At 62.2% G+C, this 17,771-nt stretch carries 14 protein-coding genes and 3 tRNA genes; 15 read left to right on the top strand and 2 right to left on the bottom strand.

What is annotated here, in order from left to right:
• Nucleotides 1-64 precede the first annotated feature (64 nt).
• From ACQ4WM_RS04420 to ACQ4WM_RS04370, 11 genes are all read left to right on the top strand, one after another.
• Complete coding sequence (locus ACQ4WM_RS04420) at nucleotides 65-1,279, top strand: amino acid aminotransferase (RefSeq protein ID WP_436545473.1); 1,215 nt, start codon at nucleotides 65-67, stop codon at nucleotides 1,277-1,279.
• Nucleotides 1,280-1,397: 118 nt separating this feature from the next.
• A tRNA-Asn gene (locus ACQ4WM_RS04415) sits at nucleotides 1,398-1,473 on the top strand.
• 139 nt (nucleotides 1,474-1,612) lie between these two features.
• Nucleotides 1,613-1,939 (top strand): Dabb family protein, encoded by a 327-nt coding sequence (locus tag ACQ4WM_RS04410; RefSeq protein WP_436545472.1) that lies wholly within the window; start codon nucleotides 1,613-1,615, stop codon nucleotides 1,937-1,939.
• A 70-nt stretch (nucleotides 1,940-2,009) separates the two neighbouring features.
• Nucleotides 2,010-2,085: transfer RNA gene (locus ACQ4WM_RS04405), tRNA-Asn, on the top strand.
• A gap of 395 nt (nucleotides 2,086-2,480) precedes the next feature.
• Nucleotides 2,481-3,728: a Na+/H+ antiporter NhaA gene (gene nhaA, locus ACQ4WM_RS04400; RefSeq protein WP_436545471.1), complete on the top strand. Its 1,248-nt coding sequence runs from the start codon at nucleotides 2,481-2,483 to the stop codon at nucleotides 3,726-3,728.
• A 190-nt stretch (nucleotides 3,729-3,918) separates the two neighbouring features.
• Nucleotides 3,919-4,566, top strand: coding sequence for a sugar dehydrogenase complex small subunit (locus ACQ4WM_RS04395; protein ID WP_436545470.1), 648 nt, complete (start codon nucleotides 3,919-3,921; stop codon nucleotides 4,564-4,566).
• Nucleotides 4,563-6,221, top strand: a complete 1,659-nt coding sequence (locus ACQ4WM_RS04390; protein WP_436545469.1) for a GMC family oxidoreductase — start codon at nucleotides 4,563-4,565, stop codon at nucleotides 6,219-6,221. The genes ACQ4WM_RS04395 and ACQ4WM_RS04390 overlap by 4 nt, the downstream gene beginning before the upstream one ends.
• Complete coding sequence (locus tag ACQ4WM_RS04385; RefSeq protein ID WP_436545468.1) at nucleotides 6,218-7,687, top strand: c-type cytochrome; 1,470 nt, start codon at nucleotides 6,218-6,220, stop codon at nucleotides 7,685-7,687. The genes ACQ4WM_RS04390 and ACQ4WM_RS04385 overlap by 4 nt, the downstream gene beginning before the upstream one ends.
• 128 nt (nucleotides 7,688-7,815) lie before the next feature.
• Entirely contained in the window at nucleotides 7,816-8,220 is a 405-nt protein-coding gene (locus tag ACQ4WM_RS04380; protein ID WP_436545467.1) for a GtrA family protein, read from the top strand.
• Between the two features lie 42 nt (nucleotides 8,221-8,262).
• On the top strand, nucleotides 8,263-9,564 hold the full coding sequence (locus tag ACQ4WM_RS04375) for an NCS2 family permease (RefSeq protein ID WP_436545466.1): 1,302 nt from the start codon (nucleotides 8,263-8,265) through the stop codon (nucleotides 9,562-9,564).
• 76 nt (nucleotides 9,565-9,640) lie between these two features.
• Nucleotides 9,641-9,716: transfer RNA gene (locus ACQ4WM_RS04370), tRNA-Asn, on the top strand.
• Nucleotides 9,717-9,803: 87 nt separating this feature from the next.
• On the opposite strand, the gene ACQ4WM_RS04365 is transcribed toward ACQ4WM_RS04370, so the two are convergent.
• The gene (locus ACQ4WM_RS04365) at nucleotides 9,804-10,187 is read right to left on the bottom strand and encodes a hypothetical protein (protein ID WP_436545465.1); all 384 of its coding nucleotides are present in this window, start codon (nucleotides 10,185-10,187) and stop codon (nucleotides 9,804-9,806) included.
• Nucleotides 10,188-10,417: 230 nt separating this feature from the next.
• Here ACQ4WM_RS04365 and ACQ4WM_RS04360 point away from each other — a divergent pair, with 230 nt between their 5' ends.
• Nucleotides 10,418-11,194: an alpha/beta fold hydrolase gene (locus tag ACQ4WM_RS04360; protein ID WP_436545464.1), complete on the top strand. Its 777-nt coding sequence runs from the start codon at nucleotides 10,418-10,420 to the stop codon at nucleotides 11,192-11,194.
• Between the two features lie 7 nt (nucleotides 11,195-11,201).
• Here ACQ4WM_RS04360 and ACQ4WM_RS04355 read toward each other — a convergent pair whose 3' ends face one another.
• Nucleotides 11,202-11,858 carry a hypothetical protein gene (locus tag ACQ4WM_RS04355; RefSeq protein WP_436545463.1) on the bottom strand — a complete coding sequence of 219 codons (657 nt, stop codon included), beginning with the start codon at nucleotides 11,856-11,858 and terminating at the stop codon, nucleotides 11,202-11,204.
• 116 nt (nucleotides 11,859-11,974) lie between these two features.
• On the opposite strand from ACQ4WM_RS04355, the gene ACQ4WM_RS04350 reads away from it, so the two are divergent.
• The 3 genes from ACQ4WM_RS04350 (at nucleotide 11,975) to tagF (ending at nucleotide 17,769) form a co-directional block, all read left to right on the top strand.
• Entirely contained in the window at nucleotides 11,975-12,814 is an 840-nt protein-coding gene (locus ACQ4WM_RS04350; protein WP_436545462.1) for a M15 family metallopeptidase, read from the top strand.
• A gap of 219 nt (nucleotides 12,815-13,033) precedes the next feature.
• Nucleotides 13,034-16,792, top strand: coding sequence for a type VI secretion system membrane subunit TssM (gene tssM / locus ACQ4WM_RS04345; protein WP_436545461.1), 3,759 nt, complete (start codon nucleotides 13,034-13,036; stop codon nucleotides 16,790-16,792).
• The gene (gene tagF / locus ACQ4WM_RS04340; protein WP_436545460.1) at nucleotides 16,789-17,769 is read left to right on the top strand and encodes a type VI secretion system-associated protein TagF; all 981 of its coding nucleotides are present in this window, start codon (nucleotides 16,789-16,791) and stop codon (nucleotides 17,767-17,769) included. The genes tssM and tagF overlap by 4 nt, the downstream gene beginning before the upstream one ends.
• Nucleotides 17,770-17,771: the final 2 nt, after the last annotated feature.

Below are 17,771 nucleotides of genomic sequence, written 5' to 3'. Positions count from 1 at the left end.
ACGTAATTTGGGCGCTGTCAACAACTCCGCTGTGAACCTGCTTCCAATCGAATCCAATCTTATCATGACGAACCCAACTGTTTCTGCCAGTCTGTTTAGCGCCATCGAGATGGCCCCACGTGACCCGATTCTGGGTATCACCGAAGCATTTAACGCGGATCAGAACCCCGCTAAAATCAATCTCGGCGTCGGCGTTTATTATGACGACAACGGCAAAGTGCCTCTGTTAGCTTGCGTACGCAAAGCTGAAGCGATCCTGATCGAACAGGCCGCGCCACGCACTTACCTGCCGATCGAAGGTCTCGCAGCTTACGATAAAGCGGTACAAGAACTGGTATTTGGGGCCGATAGTGCCGTGATTCAAGAGCGCCGCGCCGTCACCGTGCAAGCCATCGGTGGTACGGGCGCACTGAAGATCGGCGCAGATTTCCTGCAGCGTTTCGCACCCGGTGCCCAGGTCCATATCAGTGACCCGAGCTGGGAAAATCACCGTGCGCTGTTTGAAAGCGCCGGTTTCGTAGTCAACAACTACACTTATTACGACGCCGCCACCCATGGCGTCAATTTCGAAGGCATGCTGGCCAGCCTGAACAACATGCCGGCCGGCTCCATCGTGGTGCTGCACGCCTGCTGCCACAACCCGACTGGCGCCGACCTGACTGTCGCCCAGTGGGACCAGATCATTACCGTAGTGACCACGCGCGGCCTGGTGCCGTTCCTCGATATGGCCTACCAGGGCTTTGCCAACGGCATCGCCGAAGACGGCGCCGTGGTGCGCCGTTTTGCCGACGCCGGCGGCCCGCTGCTGGTGTCGAACTCGTTCTCGAAGTCGTTCTCGCTGTATGGCGAGCGCGTCGGCGCGCTGAGCGTGGTCGCGGCCAGTGCCGAAGAAGCGACGCGTTTGCTGTCGCAACTGAAGCGCGTGGTGCGCACCAACTACTCGAACCCGCCAGTACACGGCAGCAAGGTCGTTGCCACCGTGCTGTCGACCCCGGAACTGCGCCAGCTGTGGGAAGAAGAGCTGGCCGGCATGCGCGTGCGCATCCGCGAAATGCGCAACGCCTTCGTTGAAAAACTGAAGGACAAAGCGCCAGGCCACGATTTCGAATTCGTGCGCCAGCAAATCGGCATGTTCTCGTACTCCGGCCTGACCAAAGAGCAAGTGGCTTCGCTGCGCGAGCAGTCCATCTACGCCGTCGATACCGGCCGTATCTGCGTGGCAGCATTGAATTCGCGCAATATCGACATCGTGATTGACGCGATTGCCAAAGTGCTTTAAGATCTTGCTTCTTCGGTGCTGCTTGCAAGAGTGGCACCGAAGGCAGTAGAAAGTCGTAGCAGTCGTATTTGATAAGTCTTGCAGATACGATATAAACGACATATAATATTGCCTCTTTTCCCTGATAGCTCAGTTGGTAGAGCGACGGACTGTTAATCCGCAGGTCCCTGGTTCGAGTCCAGGTCGGGGAGCCAGAATTTGAAAGCCACGTTGAAAAACGTGGCTTTTTCATTTTCAGCGCCACATTTCACGCCAAGCATCTTTTGCTGCCCCCAACCCGCTTGGCCGATTTGCGCTATCCTCTTTCTGAACGTTACGAGAGGGATAGCCACCATGACCTGCACCGCCGCCTTGCGCCATATCGTCCTGTGCGAATTCAACAGCGACATCACGCCTGCTAAACATGCCGAGCTCGTGCATGAATTTTCCCTGCTCAAATACAGCGTGCCCGGCGTGCTGCAATTCGAATGCGGCGAAAACATCAGTCCGGAGGGCCTCGACGATGGCTTTACCGATTGCTTTACGCTGACCTTCGACGGCGCCGCCGCGCGCGATGTTTATCTCTCCCATCCGGCCCACCTGGCCTTTGTCGAGCTGCTCAAGCCGTGGCTGGCACGGGTGCTGGTGTTTGACTACGCGCCGCAGGAAGTGCCGGGCTGAGCGCGTATTGAGTTTTTTCCTGCGAGAATCTGGACAGTGGCAAGATCGCTGTATATAATGCGGCCTCTTTTCCCTGATAGCTCAGTTGGTAGAGCGACGGACTGTTAATCCGCAGGTCCCTGGTTCGAGTCCAGGTCGGGGAGCCAGAATACAGAAGGCCTTGTGTGCAAGCACAAGGCCTTTTTTGCGTCCATCGTCCGCGCACTCGCGCGAGGCATAGACGCACCGGCGTGCTGCTTCCGCGCATGGTGCGTGCTGTATAATCGTGCCAGGGTGATCATACTTAACAGGTATGACAGGACATGCGCTGGTCGGGCCGCCACGCACCATACTTGCGCCCGTTGCCCATGCTCCTGCTGCTCTCCTGCATTTCCTTTCTCCATTATTCCCGTCGACACGCGCGCCGCGCTGCTGCGCCATGTGCCGTGCGTTGCCTGATCGATACTTGCTGAGGCGCGACTGTAACTGGTCCGACTTCTTTAACTATCTCTACCATAGATAATGGCGTGCCCATCCGGCAGGACAGGGGGCCGAACATACCATGCGCATCGAAAAAAAACTCTCCAGAACATTCAATGAATTCATGCAGTCCGGAAAAGCCGGCGGCATTATCCTGATCGTCTGCACGCTGGTGTCGCTGGCGCTGGCCAACTCCGCGCTGGGAACGGACTATCTGGGTTTCTGGCATCGCCATATTGCCGGCCTGAGCGTTGAACTGTGGGTCAACGACGCCCTGATGGCGATTTTCTTCCTGCTGATCGGCCTGGAACTGAAGCGTGAACTCTACAACGGTGAGTTGTCCGACCTGCGCCGTGCCATGCTGCCCATCCTGGCGGCGGCCGGGGGCATTGCCGTGCCGGCGCTGATACATCTGGCGTTCAACGGCGCCACCCCGACACAGGCAGGCATCGGCATCCCGATGGCCACCGACATCGCCTTCGCGCTAGGCGTGCTCAGTTTGCTCGGCAAGCGGGTGCCGGCGTCCTTGAAGGTGTTCCTGGCGGCCCTGGCTGTCATGGACGACCTCGGCGCCATTATCGTTATCGCCGTGTTCTATACGACGCAGCTGTCGTTCGCCTGCCTGCTGGTGGCGCTGGGCGTGTTTGCCGCACTGTTGCTGATGCAGCGCGTGTTGCGCGTGATGGTGCTGTGGCCCTATCTGCTGGGCGGCGCGGCGATGTGGTTTTTCATGCTCCAGTCCGGCGTACACGCGACCATCGCCGGCGTGCTGCTGGCCTTTGCCATTCCCGATACGGCTGTCGAGGACGATGCCACTTCGCCTTCGTACCGGCTCGAACATGTCCTGCACAAGCCAGTCGCTTTTTTGATTTTGCCGATCTTTGCGCTGGCCAATACCGGCATCGTGATCGGCGCCGGCTGGGCGCAGTCGCTGCTGTCAACCAACAGCGCCGGCATCCTGCTGGGGCTGGGTCTTGGCAAGCCGGTCGGCATCTTCCTGTTCACCTTCGCTGCCGTGACGCTGGGCGCCTGCCGCCTGCCGCTGGACCTCGCATGGCGGCACGTGCTCGGTGCGGGCTTGCTCGGCGGTATCGGCTTCACGATGTCGATCTTTATCACCAACCTTGCCTTCGTGGGCCAGGCGGAGCTGATCAATGCGTCGAAAATGGCGATCCTGCTGGCCTCGTTTGTTGCCGGCCTGGCCGGATTTATCTGGCTCAAGTTCATGGGCGCACCGCTGGCTTCGGATCCCGATCCCGAGACCATGGATTTCGATGACGAACGGAATGTTCCGCTACGCCATGCGCGCACGCAGCTGCCGTACGCTTAGTTTTTCGCCGGGGTCGTATCCCGAAAGGCCACATCTGCGCCTGTGCCTGTTGCCCTGATATTGTTAAGGTAGTAATACTACATTGGCGAACAATTTATTTTTGTAGGATAATGACAAACAGACTGTATTTGCTCAAATACGATTCAACACAAGTATCCAGGTCAACACAACAATAAATTGCGGGAGCTTCATGCAGGATTCCACTCTCTCCACCTCTTCCGATGCTGCTCTGCCGCGCATTACGCGCCGCCATGCCCTGATCGGGCTGGCGGCTTTGCTGGCGCAGGCCGGTTTCTGGAGCAATCCCTTGTCGGCGGCGATGCCGTCCGGCGTGGCGGCTGCTAGCCCTGCGCCGGGCAGCATGCTGTTTTACACCTTGTCGCAAGCGATTACCGGCCATCAGGATTTGCGCGCGGAAACGGCGGCGCGTATCGAGCAGGCCATGCGCAGCAATGTGCCGGGCTTTGCCGGGCATTTGCCCAGGCTGGGCGCGCTGGTAAAAACCGGCCAGCCGGCCAAAGACTTGCTGGCTGCCGCCACCGATGCCGATCCTGCCTTGCGCGAACTGGCGCTGGCCATCGTGGCCGCCTGGTACACGGGCACGGTGGCCGGCAACCCGGCCAATGGCACGAAGTCCATCGTGGTGGCGTATGCCGAGGCGCTGATGTACCGCACCGTGGCGGATGGGCAAGTGGTGCCGACGTACTGCAATTATGGTCCGCTGTGGTGGCTCAAGGCGCCGCCGCCTATCCTGGTGTCCGCGCCTGTCGCACCAAAACCGGTACCTGCCCCGGCCACCACCGGCACTCCCGAACCGAAAGGCAAGCAAGTACAATGAAATCCCCCGAATTCAAGAGTAATGGCGACGTCGTTGCCGATGTGGTCATTGTCGGCTCCGGCGTGGTCGGCGCGATGATGGCCGACCAGCTGGCCGCGCAAGGCCATTCCGTGATCATGCTGGAAGCGGGCCTGCGCATCGAGCGCGGCCAGGCGGTGGAGAACTGGCGCAATATGCCGTTTGAGAACCGCGTCGGATCCGACTTCCAGGGACTGTATCCGCAAGCGCAGAACGCGCCGGCGCCGCTGTATTTTCCGAAAAATAACTACGTGGAATTGTCCGGCCCAAGCGGCAGCAGTTTCCAGCAGGGATATTTGCGCACCGTCGGCGGCACCACCTGGCACTGGGCGGCGTCATGCTGGCGCCATCTGCCGTCGGACATGCGCATGAAAAGCAATTACGGGGTAGGGCGCGACTGGGCCATTTCCTATGACGAGCTGGAACCGTATTATTGCCGCGCCGAACAGGAAATGGGCGTGGCCGGCCCGAATGACCCTGCGCTGCAGTCGCCCAGCGAACGCAGCCAGCCTTATCCGATGGACATGGTGCCATGGGGCTACGGCGATAAGCGCTTTGCCGAAGTGGTCAACCCGCACGGCTACCGTTCCGTGCCGATTCCGCAAGGCCGTTCGACGCGCCCATGGCAGGGCCGCCCTACCTGCTGCGGCAACAACAATTGCCAGCCGATCTGCCCGATCGGCGCCATGTACAACGGCATCCACCATGTGCAGCGTGCCGAGCTGAATGGCGCCGGCGTGCTGGCCGAAGCCGTGGTGTACCGCATCGACACGGACCAGAACAACCGCGTGACGGCCGTGCACTGGTATGACGCCAAGAAACAGTCACACATGGCGACCGGCAAGGCTTTCGTGATCGCCTGCAATGGCATCGAGACACCGCGCTTGCTGTTGCTCGCGGCGAACAAAAACAATCCGAACGGCATCGCCAACAGTTCCGACCAGGTCGGCCGCAACATGATGGACCATTCGGGTTTCCACTGTACCTTTCTGGCCAATGAACCGATCTGGACCGGCCGCGGTCCGGCGCAGAGCAGCTGCCTGGTGGGGCCGCGCGACGGCGCCTTCCGCGCGCAGTATTCGGCCAACAAGATGATTCTCAATAACATCACGCGGGTTGGCCCGGCCACCCAGCAGGCACTGAAGCTGGGCCTGGTCGGCAAAGATTTGGACGACGAGATCCGCCGCCGTGCTGCGTTTGGCGTCGACCTGTCGATCAGCCTGGAACCCTTGCCGGAAGCGCATAACCGCCTGACACTGAGCCGCACGCGCAAGGATCCGCTGGGCCTGGCTTGCCCCGATATTTATTATGACGTGGGCGACTATGTGCGCAACGGCGCCAAGGCTGCGCATGCCCAGCTGGAACATATAGGCAAACTGTTCGGCGCGGTGGAATTCAATATCACCAGCAGCCTGAACGCGAACAACCACATCATGGGCGGCGTGATCATGGGCAGCAACCGTCACGATTCGGTAGTGGACGGCAATTGCCGCGCCCACGACCATGCCAACCTGTGGCTGCCCGGCGGCGGCGCGATGCCGTCGGCCAGCGTGGTCAACACCACCCTGAGCATGGCCGCGCTCGGTTTGCGCGCGGCCGACGATATTGCCCGCACCCTGGCGCGGGAGGCGTCATGATGCGCCGTTTATTGAGCGCCTCGGCGTTATTGCTGGCGGCGATGGCTTCGGCCCTGGCCGCGCCGCCCGTGACGCTAACGCCGGACCGTCCCGCCGTGCCGGCCGCCGTATCAGCCTCGCCCGGCCAGGACGCGCGCCTGGAACGCGGCCGCTACCTGGCGATCGCCGCCGACTGCATGGCTTGCCATACGGCCGCCAGCGGCAAGCCCTACGCTGGTGGTTACGCCATCGATTCGCCGCTGGGCACGATTTACGCCACCAATATCACGCCATCGAAAAAAGGCGGCATCGGCCACTACACGCAAGCCGATTTTGCACGCGCGCTGCGCCAGGGCGTGCGCGCCGACGGCAGCCATCTGTATCCGGCCATGCCCTACACCAGCTATGCGCTGCTGTCGGACGCCGATGTGGGCGACCTTTATTACTATTTCATGCACGCCGTAAAACCCGTGGACGAGCCGGCGCGCCAGACCAAGTTGCCGTTTCCCTTCAATGTGCGCCTGTCGATGCTGGGCTGGAATGCCCTGTTCCTCGACGACAAGCGCTTCGTGCCCGATGCGGGCAAGAGCGCGCAGATCAACCGGGGAGCCTACCTGGCCGAAGGGCTGGCGCACTGCAGCGCCTGCCATACGCCGCGCAATATGCTGATGGCCGAAGTGGGCAGCCAGAAGCTGGCAGGCGCCGACCTCGGTTCCTGGCATGCGCCGAATATCACCTCGGATGCGATCAGCGGCATCGGCGGCTGGAGCGATGCGGAAATCGCCACCTACCTGAAAACCGGCCATGTGGAAGGCAAGGGACAGGCGGCCGGCGGCATGGCCGAGGCGATCCAGAACAGCTTGCAGTTCTTGCGCGACGATGACGTGGCCGCCATCGTGGCCTACTTGCGCACAGTGCCTCCGGTGCGCGCCGCCGGCCAGCAAAAGGCCGCCTACAGCTATGGCAGCGCCGTCAGCGAAGAAGCGGCCTTTCGCGGCATGGCCAGTTCCACCGAGCACCATTCGCTCAACAGCGGCGCGGTGCTGTTCAGTGGCTATTGCGCCAGTTGTCATTCGGCCAGCGGCGCCGGCAGCACGGGCCAGGCGTATCCGGCCCTTTTCAACAACACGGCCACCGGTGCGGCCACGCCGGCCAATCTGGTATCGGCGATCCTGTTCGGCGTCGAGCGCAAGATCGGCAAGGAAGGCGAGGAGGTGGAAGCGTTCATGCCGCGCTTCGACCAGCGTTCTTATGTGCAAGCCTTGACCGACGAGCAGATCGCCTCGATCGCCAACTATGTGCTCAAGCAATATGGCAATCCGGCAGTGACGGTTACGCCGGCCTACGTGGCGCAGGCGCGCAGCGGTGGCGAAACGCCACTGCTGGCGCGCTTGCCGCACTTTATCGTGCCGGCTGGGGTGGCCGCCTTGCTGGCGCTGATCGCCTTGCTGGTCTGGCGCCGCAGCCGTCGCCAAGGCAAGAATTGAGCACCTGATTTTGAATCCTTGTCGCAACTTGCAGTAAAATGCAGGGTGAAAAATGGTTACGAGCAATCGTAGCCATTTTTTGTTGTTGCCTGCCCGGCTGCTCATAATTGTTCCAGGTGAAATCAACCATGTCTCATGCCCTGCATCACCAGTTCCTGCGTTTTGCCGCCGTCGGCGCTTCCGGCACGCTTGTGCAGTATGCCGTGCTGTGGACCGGCGTGACATTTTTTGGCGTCGATGCCGCCGCCGTCGCTTCCGGACTGGGCTATATTATGGGTTCGATGGTCAACTATGTGCTCAATTATTTTTTTACCTTCAAGAGCGACAAGGGCCATGGCGAGGCGGCCGCCAAGTACTTCAGTTTGCTGGCTGTCGGCTGGTGCATCAATACCGGCCTGATGTGGTTCCTTGTGCATGAGCAGGGCTGGCATGTCTGGCTGGCGCAGGTACTGGCGACAGGCCTGGGCCTGGTATGGAATTTTGCCGGCAGCCGCTGGTGGGCCTTCAAGCCGGCCGATACGGCGGCCAAATAAACGATCGTCTCTGCACGACAAAAACAAGACAAGGGGTTACGCATGCAGTTCCTGGAACGCTATTTCAAACTGAAGGACAACGGCACCAATGTGCGCACCGAGCTGCTGGCCGGCCTGACCACATTTTTGACGATGGCCTACATTATCTTCGTCAACCCCAGCATCCTTGGCGATGCCGGCGTGCCCAAGGATGCCGTGTTTGTCGCCACCTGCCTGGCCGCCGCCATCGGTACCCTGATCATGGGCCTGTACGCGAACTACCCGATCGCGTTGGCGCCTGGCATGGGCCTGAACGCGTACTTTTCGTACACGGTAGTGAAGGGCATGGGCATGAGCTGGGAAGTGGCGCTGGGCGCCGTTTTCATTTCCGGCTGCCTGTTTATCCTGGTCAGCCTGTTCAAGGTGCGCGAGCTGATCATCAACAGCATTCCACCGGCGCTGCGCACGGCGATCACGGTCGGCATCGGCCTGTTCCTGGCGATCATTTCGCTTAAAAGCGCCGGCGTGGTGGTATCGAATCCGGCCACCATCATCGCGCTGGGCGACTTGCACCAGCCGGCGCCCATCCTGGCCATTGTCGGCTTTTTCATGATCGTCGCGCTGGATCGACTGAAGGTGCCGGGCGCCATCCTGATCGGCATCCTGGTGATCACGGTGTCGAGCTTTTTCTTTGGTGGCAATCACTTCAACGGCATTGTCTCTGCGCCGCCTTCGCTCGAACCGACCCTGTTCAAGCTCGACATCATGGGTGCCTTGTCGGTCGGCATCGTCAATGTGGTGCTGGTGTTTTTCCTGGTTGAATTGTTCGACGCCACCGGCACCCTGATGGGCGTAGCCAACCGCGCCGGCCTGCTCAAGAACGGCAAGATGGAGCGCATGAACAAGGCGCTGCTGGCCGACAGCACGGCGATCGCCGCCGGCGCCTTTCTCGGTACATCGAGCACCACGGCGTTTGTCGAAAGCGCGGCCGGCGTGCAGGCGGGTGGTCGTACGGGCCTGACGGCCGTTGCCGTCGCGCTCTTGTTCCTGGGCAGCCTGTTTTTTGCGCCACTGGCCCATACCGTGCCGCCGTACGCCACCGCGCCGGCGTTGTTGTATGTCGCCTGCCTGATGCTGCGCGAACTGACCTTTATCGACTGGGACGACAGCACCGAAAGCATCCCGGCGGCGATTACCGCACTGATGATGCCATTCACCTATTCGGTCGCCAGCGGCGTGGCCTTCGGTTTCATTACCTATGCGGTATTGAAACTGCTGACGGGCAAGGGCAGGCAGGTATCGGTAGTGGCGTATATCATCGCCGCCATCTTCCTGTTCAAGTTCATCTACCTGGGTGCGGAGTAGAAGCGTGATTTTTGATGATGGCGTGCAGATTGCTTCTGGACACAGGAAAAATCGGCGTATATAATACGGCCTCACTTCCCTGATAGCTCAGTTGGTAGAGCGACGGACTGTTAATCCGCAGGTCCCTGGTTCGAGTCCAGGTCGGGGAGCCAGAATATGCAAGACAGTAAAAAGCCCAGTCTTTACGGACTGGGCTTTTTGCGTTGGAGGCAGTAATCATGCCGAGGGGGCACCCTGTATCAAGGATCGACCAGCACGTCGAAGCGGATATTGAGCGGGCTGTTCCATGAAATGTCGACCCAGGCGCGGAAGCCGCCGTCATACGGGGCGATGTTGTACACCGCCATACGGGCCGCGCCGATAAAGCGGTTCTGGGCATTCGCGCCGTACTCGCTGATGTTCAAGAAAACGCGGGAATTGGCGCGTACGCGCGCTTGCGTGAAATTGACGTTGGCATGGACGCCATTGGCGCGCCAGATAAAGTAGGTGGTAAACGAAGAACCGCTGAGGTTTGCCGTTGCCTCCTGGCCGCCGGCGTCTTGTGCGGTTTTTCCTTCCTGCGGCATATCCGTGGCCTCGGGCTGCAGGTTGCTGCCTGTACGATCTTGTAATTGTGTATCCATGATGGTCTCCTGTTTGATGCGTTGGACTGCGAGCCAGTCTGTGGTCGAATGGCGAGGTTCATTCTAGGCGTGCGCTGAGGGTATTGCGCCGTGTGGGTGCCAGCAGGTTTGCGTTGCGACAAACCCGTCGCAGATGCGTTTTCCTGTCAGCTATTTTTACGGTGATGGCAGCGTGCCGGGTGCGCCGATGGCACAATGCAGGGATCCTGTTCTTCGTGATGCGCCTGCCCATGCCGATATTGACACTCAGCCCTGACCACGAGTTGTATTACGAATTGATCGCCGGCGACCCGGCGCGGCCGGTGCTGGTGTTCCTGCACGAGGGCCTGGGTTCGTGTGCCATGTGGAGGGATTTTCCTGCCCGGCTATGCCAGGCCACCGGCTGCCGCGGCCTGCTGTATGACCGGCTCGGCTACGGCTTGTCGTCGCCATTGACGGCGCCGCGCCAGCTGCATTATCTGCACGACTACGCGCTGCGTGAATTGCCCGCAGTGCTCGAGCGCCTGATTCCGCAGCAGGAGCATATCGTGATCGGCCATTCGGACGGTGGCAGCATTGCCCTGATCCATGCCTCGCAGCAGCCGGCGTACTTGCGCGCCATTATTATCGAAGCGGCGCATGTGTTTGTCGAAGCGGTGACGCTGGCCGGCATCCGCACCGCCAATGCGGCCTTTGACGCCGGCAAATTGCGCGCGCTGGCAAAATACCATGGCGACAAGACGCAGACTATTTTCAAGGCCTGGTCGGAAACCTGGCTCAGCCATGGATTTCAATTCTGGAATATCGAATACCTGCTGGCCTCGATCACCTGCCCGGCGCTGGTGATGCAGGGCAGCGCGGACCAGTACGGCAGCGCGGCCCAGGTCGACGCCATCGTGGCAACAGCCTTGCATGCGGTGCCGGCGATGATCGAACAATGCGGCCATACGCCGCACCAGGAGCAGCCGCAGGCCGTGCTGGAACTGATGCGGGTTTTCCTGGAAGGGCGCATCGCCGCCATACGCTGAGTCCAACTCAATGGCAGGCCGGGTCGCTATCCCAGCGGCCGGCGCAGATGCGCGCGCGGCACAGCATGCCTTCGATCAAGCCCAGTTGCCGGCAGCGCTGAAGCAGGCTGGCTGTTTCTTCTTCATCCTTGCGCAGCACCACGTCGCGTGGTGGCGCCGATCGCTTGCCATGGGCAAGGATTGCCGCCAGCAAGGTCACGTCGCTGTCGCTGGCCGTAGCGCTCGGCCTGGGCTTGAGTGGCATCGCGCGCGCTGCCGCCTGCCGGGCTGGCGCATGCTGTTTGTGCTGCGCCGCCGCAGCCTGTGGCGCGGGTTCGGCGGCAGGCGGCAGATTGATAATGGTGGCGGCCGCCGGAACGTGCATTTCTGTCGGTGATGGTGCGGCGGCGGGCAGCGTGCTGCGCTGCACGACCGCTGGTGCGTGCGTTGGCACCGCCAGCATCGCCTCGCAGGCCAGCCAGGCCAGCAGCAGGAACATGATCCCCAGCACGACGCCAGCGATGGCGCGCCAGCCGTGCCGCCAGTGCAGTGCCGGCCGCAGGGCGGAAAGCGGCGTGCTGCCGTGTTCCAGCTGCGACAGGATGCGGTTGCTGTCCGCCATGCCGGCCGGGGCCAGCAGGTCCGGGCCACTCTTGCGGCCACCTTTGCTTGTGCTTGTCGCCAAAATAGTACCTCTGCACTTGTGCAAATTCGATCTCGTTTGATAAATGCCGCGCCTTGTCGGGGCGCCCGCGCCTACGATTTGCCGATACCTGCTGGCAACCCCTGACGGAGTGTCCGATGCTGATCGCCGTGATCCTGATGTATTTCCTGCTTGCCTCGTTTGCTTGCTGGCTGCTGCTGTTTCCCTCGGGCCGCGCCGTACTGGTGCAGGCGATGGTCAACCTGGGCTGGCGCATGCATGGCCGTGTCCGCAAGCTGAAGCACGGCGGCGGCGCGCGGCTGCAACATCTTGGTCACCGCTCCGGCTACGGCGTTGCGCAAGGCTGGCAGTGGCTGCTGCAGCACCGCTGGCTGTCGCTCGCTGGCGCGCTGCTGATCGTGGCGCCACCGCTGCTGGCCTGGCTTTGGAGCGACCGCATCGCCCTGGGCGGCTATGCGGACCGGCAATATGTGATCAACGAGCAGGTCAGCGACTTGCTCAAGGGCGAGCAACTGGCGCCCCCGCCAGCCTTGCCGCCGCTGGTCTTTACCACTGCCGAGGTGACGCAGTTGCGTCCGCTGCTGGGCGGCGCCAGCCGCAACTGGCAGTTGCTGGACCAGGATTTTGCGCAGCGCCTGCTGCTGGTGTTCAAGATCATGAAGGACATGCACGGCTATGACATGGTGCTGCTGGAAGGCTATCGCAGTCCGGCGCGGCAAGACCAGCTGGCCGCCGCCGGGCCGAACGTGACCAACGCCAAGGCGTTTCAAAGCTATCACCAGTACGGCCTGGCCGCCGATTGCGCATTCATGCATGAGGGAAAACTCATTATTTCCGAAAAAAATGCCTGGGCCATGCGTGGCTACCGTTTGTACGGCGTGACGGCCGAATCGGTGGGCCTGCATTGGGGCGGGCGCTGGACCATGATGGACTTCGGCCATGCGGAACTGCGCCAGCGCGGCGTACTGGGCAATTGACTGCCAGGGCCTGCGCGCCAGCCATTCTAGCCCGGCGCCGCGACCGGATTTCCTTAGGCGAACTCATGCTTGTGCAGCGTCAAGCAGGGCGTGCCGGGTGGCGTGGCCCGGGTCGAAAAACTTGTCACACGTCAACAAAGCACGGCTTTTTTACTGTCAGCATGGTTTGGTTCGCCCTTGCGGCGGCGCCCGTTTTGTCGGACTCAACCAGGACCCACCATGCTGCGACGAATCTGGAATTTCCTCACCGATAGCCGCCAGCTGACCATTTTCGGCTTCGTGGCGCTGGCCTTGTTGCTCTATTTGGGGGCTGAAGTGCTGGAACTGGCGCTGGCCTGGGCGCTGGCCTTGCTGCTGCTGGCCTTCGTGATCTGGTTGACGCTGTGGCTGCTGCGCCGGCGCCGTGCGCGCCGCGACGCCCACGCGCTGGGGCAGGTCATTCTCAACCAGGCCGAAATCGCCGCCGCCAATGCGGCTCAGGCCGCCGCGCCCGGAGATGGCGAGATCGACGCCGTGCGCACCGGGCTGCTGGCCGCCATCGAGACCATCAAGACCTCCAAACTGGGCCGCCAATCGGGTGCGGCAGCCCTGTATGAATTGCCGTGGTATATGGTCATCGGCAACCCCGCCGCCGGCAAAAGCAGTGCAATCCTGCATTCGGGCCTGCAGTTTCCGTTTGCCGATGGCAAGGTGGTGCAGGGCGTGGGCGGCACCCGCAATTGCGACTGGTTCTTTACCACCGACGGCATCGTGCTCGATACGGCCGGGCGTTATTCGGTGGTCGAGGAGCACCGTGGCGAATGGTTCGGTTTTCTCGACCTGCTGAAAAAATACCGGCGCAAGGCGCCAATCAACGGCATCATCATTGCGGTCAGCATCGCCGAATTGAAAGGCGACCCGGATGTCGGCATGCAGCTGGCACGCAGCCTGCGCAAGCGGGTGCAGGACGTGATCGAACGCCTGGAAGTGTTCGCGCCGCTGTACATTGTATTTACCAAGGCCGATCTGATCGCCGGCTTCAGCGAGTTTTTTCTCGACGCCGAACGCAGCGAACGCGAACGGGCCTGGGGCGCCACCATGCCCTACCAGCGCAAGCTGCCGACGCCGGAACTGCTGGCGTTCTTCGACCAGAGTTTCGACGAGCTGCACGCCGGCTTGACCGAGCTGAGCCTGGCCAATATGGCGCACCGCCAGCGCAAGACCATGCCGCCCGGGGTGTTCACGTTTCCGCTCGAATTTGCCGCCATCAAGCCGTCGCTGCGGGCCTTTATCGGCACGTTGTTCGAGGAAAATCCGTTCCAGTTCCAGCCCGTGTTTCGCGGATTTTATCTGACCAGTGCGTTGCAGGAAGGCGTGCCGGTCAGCGCTTCTTCGCAGCAGGTGGCGCAGCGCTTCGACCTGACTTACGTGCCGCCACCGGTGGCGGCCGGCCAGCGCCAGCACGGATATTTTTTGCTCGACCTGTTTCGCAAGGTGATCTTTGCCGACAAATACCTGGTCTCCAACTACGCCAGCCGGCACCGGCTGCGCTTCAAGTATGCGGTGTTTTTCACGGCCACCGTGTTGCTGGGCGCCTGCCTTGGCGGCTGGAGCTGGTCCTACCTGGGCAACCGCCAGTTGGTGGCCAATGTCGAAGCGGACATGAACAAGGTGCTGCGCTTGCAGGAGCAGCGGCTGGACTTGCAATCGCGCCTGGAAGCGCTGGAGATACTGCAGGACCGCATCGAGCAGCTGGACGCCTACCGGCACCACAGCCCATGGTCGCTGCGCCTGGGGCTGTACCAGGGCGAACTGCTGGAGCGCAAATTGCGCGAGGAGTATTTTGCCGGCGCGCGCCATGTGATGCTCGAACCGGTGACGGCCGGCTTGGAAGGCTTGCTGGCCGAGATGAACGCCAATGCCGAGCAGTTGCAGCTGGCCTCGCGCGTACCGCAAGCGCGCACCGCCCGCAACCAGCCTTACCAGGCGGCCAGCGCCACCAATGTCGAAGACGCCTATAACGCACTGAAAACCTATCTGATGCTGGCCGATAAAAACCATGCCGAAAGCAGCCATCTGAACGACCAGATGGCGCGCTTCTGGCGCGGCTGGCTGGAAAACAACCGCGGCGCCATGCCGCGCGAGCAGATGATACGCAGTGCCGAAAGGCTGCTGACGTTTTACCTGGCGCAGGTGGACGATCCGTCCTGGCCGCGCATCGAACAGAAGCTGGCGCTGGTCGACCAGGCGCGCGAAAACCTGCGCCGCGTGGTGCGCGGCATGCCGGCGCGCGAGCGTGTGTATGCGGACGTCAAGGCGCGCGCCTCGACCCGCTTTCCCGGCGTGACGGTGGCGCGCATCGTCGGCGAGGCGGACCAGGGCCTGCTGCTGGGCAGCCACGCCGTCTCCGGCGCCTACACGCGCCAGGCCTGGGAAAAATTCGTGGCAGGCGCTTTCCGCGAGGCCGCCAACCGCGAACTGCAAAGCGCCGACTGGGTGCTGAAAAGCGCTTCCACCGACGACCTGACCCTGGAGGGCAGCCCCGAACAGATCGAGAAAAACCTGGTGGAACTGTACAAGGCCGATTACACGCGCGAATGGCAAAAGTTCGTGCAGGGCATGGCGGTGGCCGACCTGAAAGGTTTTGATGGCGCGGTGCAGGCCATGAACCGGCTGGGCGACCCGCAATCGTCGCCGATCGCCAGGCTGCTGACCACGATTTACGAGGAAACCTCGTGGGACAACCCGGCCCTGCAGAACGCCCAGTTGCGCCAGGCCGAAAGCGGCATCATCGCCTGGCTGAAGGATACCTTCCTGCGCCGCACGCCGTCGCAAGTCACGTCCAACCCGGGCCTGAATGCGCAGGTCGACCCGGCCCGGCTCGACAAGCCGATAGGGCCGATCGGGCGCGAATTTGCTGGTGTCGGCAAGCTGGTGGCAGCAAAAGAGAAAGATGCTTCCCTGATGCGCGCTTACCTGGAAGCGCTGTCGAAATTGCGCAGCCGTTTGAATCAACTGAAGAACCAGGGCGACGCCGGCCCCGGCGCCAAGCAGTTCATGCAGCAGACGCTGGAGGGCAGCGGCTCGGAACTGGCCGACGCCCTGAAACTGGTCGACGAACAGATGTTGACCGGCATGAGCGACGCGCAAAAGCAGGCGATCCGGCCGATCCTGGTGCGCCCGTTGATGCAGACCTTTGCGGTGATCGTGGCGCCGGCGGAACTGGAAGTCAACAAGACCTGGTCGGCGCAGGTGTACGAGCCGTTCCAGCGCTCGCTGGCGAACAAATATCCGTTTGCGCCAAGCGCCCGCATCGAAGCGAGCCACCTTGAAATCGGCCAGTTCTTCGGCCCCGAAGGACTGGTGGCCAGGTTCGTCACGACCGCGATGGGGCCGCTGGTGGTGCGGCGCGGCGACGTGCTGGCGCCGCGTACCTGGGCCGACATGGGCATCAGCCTGTCGCCGCAGATGGTGGCACGCTTTCCAGGCTGGATCGCGCCACTTGGCGCCGGTGGCGCGGCGGCCACCTCCGGCGCGGCGCAGACCGTGTTCCAGATCCTGCCGTCGCCGGCGCCCGGCACGCTGGAGTACACGGTGGAAATCGATGACCAGCAGCTACGCTACCGCAATACGCCGGCCCAGTGGACCAATATGGTGCATCCGGGCCCGCAAGGCAGCTCCGGTGCGAAGATCACCGCAACCACTTTTGACGGGCGCACGGTGGAGCTGTTCAACGAGCCGGGGCAATTCGGCCTGAAACGCATGATCGACGCCGCCGTCAAGCAGCGCAAGGACGCCGGCGTATTCGAATTGCGCTGGACGCGCGGCGAGGTGGCGGTGGCGGTCGACCTGAAAATAACCAGCAGCCCGGAAACCAGCGCCGCCGCTGCGGCGGTGCAGGAGCAGGGTTTTCGCGGCATGCAGCTGCCGGAAACGATCGTCGGTGGTCCGGTACTGGTACCGGAAGCGGCGGTGGCCCAGGCGGGAGCGGCGCCATGACGGCGATGGCGCAAGCCGTGCGCCTCGCTTACTTTGGCAAGCTGCCTGCGCGTGGCGACTTCGTCAAGGCCTGCGACAGTCACGCACTGGTGCAACTGCTTGACGACTGGCTGGCGCAGGTGATGAGCGCCCTGACGATGGCGCCGCGCTGGAAGCTCAATTACGACGCGCTTGCGCCGCTGCGCTTTGCCTTTGTCGGTACGCGCAGCCGGCGCGCCATCGCCGGGCGCCTGGAGGCCAGTTGCGATGTGTCGCAACGCCGCTTCCCCTTCATGGCCATGAGCGCGATTGAGGTGCCGGACGCCGGCGCCTTTGTCGGCTGCAGCCCATTGGTGCTGCAGCCGCTGTGGCAGCGCCTCGACTACCTGTGCGCCGGTTTGTTGTCGCAGGCCGATCCGGCACCCAAGCTGCAGGCGCTGGCCGGCGAGGTGGTGCAGGTCGACCCCGGCGACCCTGGCCATGCGGCGCGGCTGTCAAGCTTCCTGCAGGCACAGACCTTGCACTCGCTGCAAACGATGCTCGCCTCGCCCACCTTTCCCGTCACCGTGCGTGAACTGCTGCTAAGCCTGAGCATGCTGCTGCAGCCGCTGCGGCACAGCGGGTGTGTTCGGCTGGAGAAAAACCTGGTGCTGCCGCTGCCGCTCGACGAAGGCCAGCGCGAACTGGTGGCCAGCTACTGGCTGCAGCTGATTTTGCCCTTCCTGCAGCCGCTGGACTTTGAACTGGCGCTGTTCTTTACCCACCTGGGTGACGCGCCGGTGCTACTGGTCGGTTTTTGCGGCGCCGATCCGCATGCACTGCGCGCGCTGATCGACCCGCAGGCGGCGTGCGAACGCCTGATCGTGCTCGACCAGCTGGACTGGGTTGAAGACGCCCTGGCGCAGCAGCCGGAGTTGCGCCATTTGTCCGCCTGCCTGCAGCAGGAACAGTTGTCGCTGCGCTCGGCCTGCGCCTTGCTGGCCGATACTTTTCACTGAAG

Source organism: Janthinobacterium longum, assembly GCF_051380735.1.
In the GTDB taxonomy this organism is placed as follows: domain Bacteria; phylum Pseudomonadota; class Gammaproteobacteria; order Burkholderiales; family Burkholderiaceae_D; genus Janthinobacterium.
Note: the sequence above shows the minus strand (reverse complement) of the source record. Positions and strands in the feature narration are given on the sequence as shown.

Excerpts from the sequence above, each read along its gene's own strand:
- ACQ4WM_RS04420 (WP_436545473.1), top strand. The coding sequence starts at position 65 with ATGACGAACCCAACTGTTTCTGCCAGTCTGTTTAGCGCCATCGAGATG.
- ACQ4WM_RS04410 (WP_436545472.1), top strand. The coding sequence starts at position 1,613 with ATGACCTGCACCGCCGCCTTGCGCCATATCGTCCTGTGCGAATTCAAC.
- nhaA (WP_436545471.1), top strand. The coding sequence starts at position 2,481 with ATGCGCATCGAAAAAAAACTCTCCAGAACATTCAATGAATTCATGCAG.
- ACQ4WM_RS04395 (WP_436545470.1), top strand. The coding sequence starts at position 3,919 with ATGCAGGATTCCACTCTCTCCACCTCTTCCGATGCTGCTCTGCCGCGC.
- ACQ4WM_RS04390 (WP_436545469.1), top strand. The coding sequence starts at position 4,563 with ATGAAATCCCCCGAATTCAAGAGTAATGGCGACGTCGTTGCCGATGTG.
- ACQ4WM_RS04385 (WP_436545468.1), top strand. The coding sequence starts at position 6,218 with ATGATGCGCCGTTTATTGAGCGCCTCGGCGTTATTGCTGGCGGCGATG.
- ACQ4WM_RS04380 (WP_436545467.1), top strand. The coding sequence starts at position 7,816 with ATGTCTCATGCCCTGCATCACCAGTTCCTGCGTTTTGCCGCCGTCGGC.
- ACQ4WM_RS04375 (WP_436545466.1), top strand. The coding sequence starts at position 8,263 with ATGCAGTTCCTGGAACGCTATTTCAAACTGAAGGACAACGGCACCAAT.
- ACQ4WM_RS04365 (WP_436545465.1), bottom strand. The coding sequence starts at position 10,187 with ATGGATACACAATTACAAGATCGTACAGGCAGCAACCTGCAGCCCGAG.
- ACQ4WM_RS04360 (WP_436545464.1), top strand. The coding sequence starts at position 10,418 with ATGCCGATATTGACACTCAGCCCTGACCACGAGTTGTATTACGAATTG.
- ACQ4WM_RS04350 (WP_436545462.1), top strand. The coding sequence starts at position 11,975 with ATGCTGATCGCCGTGATCCTGATGTATTTCCTGCTTGCCTCGTTTGCT.
- tssM (WP_436545461.1), top strand. The coding sequence starts at position 13,034 with ATGCTGCGACGAATCTGGAATTTCCTCACCGATAGCCGCCAGCTGACC.
- tagF (WP_436545460.1), top strand. The coding sequence starts at position 16,789 with ATGACGGCGATGGCGCAAGCCGTGCGCCTCGCTTACTTTGGCAAGCTG.